Raw genomic sequence first — 2,232 nt, 5'->3', positions numbered from 1 at the left:
ATCTCGACCTTGCCCTTGCCCGCGAACAGCTTCATCCCAGCGTTCTGCGCGAACAGGCTCAGCTTCTGCCCGATGCTGCCGATCAGCGACTTGCCCGCCGCGACATGCACGCTCTGTCCGCTCGCGACGTTCACGTGATCGTTCGCGACTAAGTGCAGCGACTGCTGCGTCGACATCCCGATCCCCGACGGGCTGCCGAACAGCATCACCGGTTCCTTGAATGCGTTCGCGCTGCCCGTGCCGCCACCCGCCGTGCGGCCGCCTGACGCGCTGCCCGACGCGCTGTCCTGCGTCGCGTCGGTGAATGCGCGCATCGTCTCGTGCGCATCCTTCAGGCTTTCCGCCTGATGCTGCTCGCTCACACCCGACATCGCCTCGACGAGGCTCTCGCCCGTCACGAGCTGCTGCTGCGCTTCCTTCACGTCGAGCGGCTGGCTGTTCGGCGCCTTCGGATGAGTCGTGACGTACAGCCCCTGGCTCGCTCGCACCGCGCCATACGCATCCGAACGCAGATCGAAGCCGCTGCCCAGATACGATCCGCGCGAATTACCGTTCTGATCGATGAGGTAGCCCAGATGCAGCAGGCTGTTCGCGCTGCTGCTCATCAGCTGCACGCGGTTCTGCCCGGTCGCGTCGTCCATCACGAGATGGTTGTAGCCGCTGCCCGAATATTCTTTCGACCGATAGCCGGAGAGAATCCCGTCGCTATGCCACTGCGGTTGGTTCGCGCCGTTGTACACACGCCCGACCGCGAGCGGCCGATCGCAATCGCCGCCCACATAATCGATCAGCACTTCCTCGCCGATCCGCGGCACATGCACGCCACCGTAACCGCCGCCGGTATCCGACTGCACGACGCGCACCCAGCACGACGCGTTCTCGTTGCCCGGATTGAGGCGATCCCACACGAACTGCACGCGGATCCGGTTCAGCTCGTCGGTATAGACTTCCTCGCCCTGCGGCCCGACGACGATCGCCGTCTCGAGATGCATCTTCGGCTTCTCGTGTTCGAACGGGCTGCGATACGGCACGCTCACGCGCTGTGCCTCGACTTCGACGAGATAGAAGCCGACCGAGCCATCGTCGTGCGGCACGCGAAACGCGGGATCGGCACCGTAGCCTTCCTGCGCTTGCACCAACGCGTCGCGCAGGCTGTACGGAAAGTCCGCGCTGCTGCTCGCCACGGGCAGGTTGTTCTCGATCCACCATTCGACACCGATCGCCGCGAATTCGCGCTGGTCGGCCGGATCGCGATCGTGTTCGGGATGGTCCGACAGCGTGAAGCGCCGGCCCGCATCGATCGCGCGCACGCCGCCCGCGCCATGGAAGCGCTTCGCGTGCGACTCCCATTCCTCCATCCGCACCTTCGTCAGATGGTCGCCGCGCGTCTGGTCCAGATACGTGTACGCCCCCGTGTACTCGTACACTTCGAGCTGGTCGGGCAATTCGCCCTGGCCACTCATCGTCGGCAGCGTCGTGCCCTTCGGGTTCGACGGCTGCGACGGATTCTTGTAGTCGAAGGTGCGCGTCGTTCGGGTCACGCTCTGCAGCGTGCGCGAGCCCGACCATTGCGTGAACGCATCGGCTTCGCTCGCCGCGCCGCCGCGATAGAAACGCACGGTCTCCGGCGACAGCGGCGCGAACGCCTGCAGGTTGTCGGTGATCACGAGCGTATGCGACTTGCCGTCGTCGGCCTGCTGCCACGTGCTGTAAAGGCCTTCGCTCTCCATCAGCCGATGCACGAAATGCCAGTCGGTGTCGTGCTGGCGCGTGTACGAACGGCTCGGCAGCGGTTGCGACAGCGCGAAGCGGAAATGCCCCCGCGCCTGCGGATGCTGGTTCAGCACATCGCTGATGATCTGGTCGACGGTCGTATCGTTCCAGAGCCGCTGGTCGCGACGAAACTTCAGGAAATGCGTGAAATCGGCGAACGTGAGCTGATAGGTCGTGAGCCCGCCGTCGGCGCCGAGGCGGCGCGCGGTGTGGACGTATCCGTGGATCGGCCGGTAGCTGCGATCGCCCTGCTGGATCCACAACGTGACGGGCTGCGCGATCAGCTTTTTAAGTTCCAGATCGCTATCGGTCGACAGCACGTCGAGCGTGAATTCGTACGCGCGCCCGATGCGCGAACGGCCGACGGCCCGCTGCACGGTCAGCACGTTGGCGCCCAATGGCGTATCGAGCTTCAGCAGCCGGTCCTGCTGAAGCAACCCGCCGCGCAATGCGGCAACA

The 2,232-nt window shown here is 65.1% G+C and carries 1 protein-coding gene; it reads right to left on the bottom strand.

What is annotated here, in order from left to right; all coding sequences use genetic code 11:
* The coding region (locus tag WS49_RS29395; protein WP_059535740.1) for a type VI secretion system Vgr family protein at window positions 1–2,232 on the bottom strand (2,232 nt) is incomplete at both ends.

It is taken from the genome of Burkholderia sp. RF7-non_BP4 (assembly GCF_001521935.1).
Lineage (GTDB): Bacteria > Pseudomonadota > Gammaproteobacteria > Burkholderiales > Burkholderiaceae > Burkholderia > Burkholderia diffusa.
Note: the sequence above shows the minus strand (reverse complement) of the source record. Positions and strands in the feature narration are given on the sequence as shown.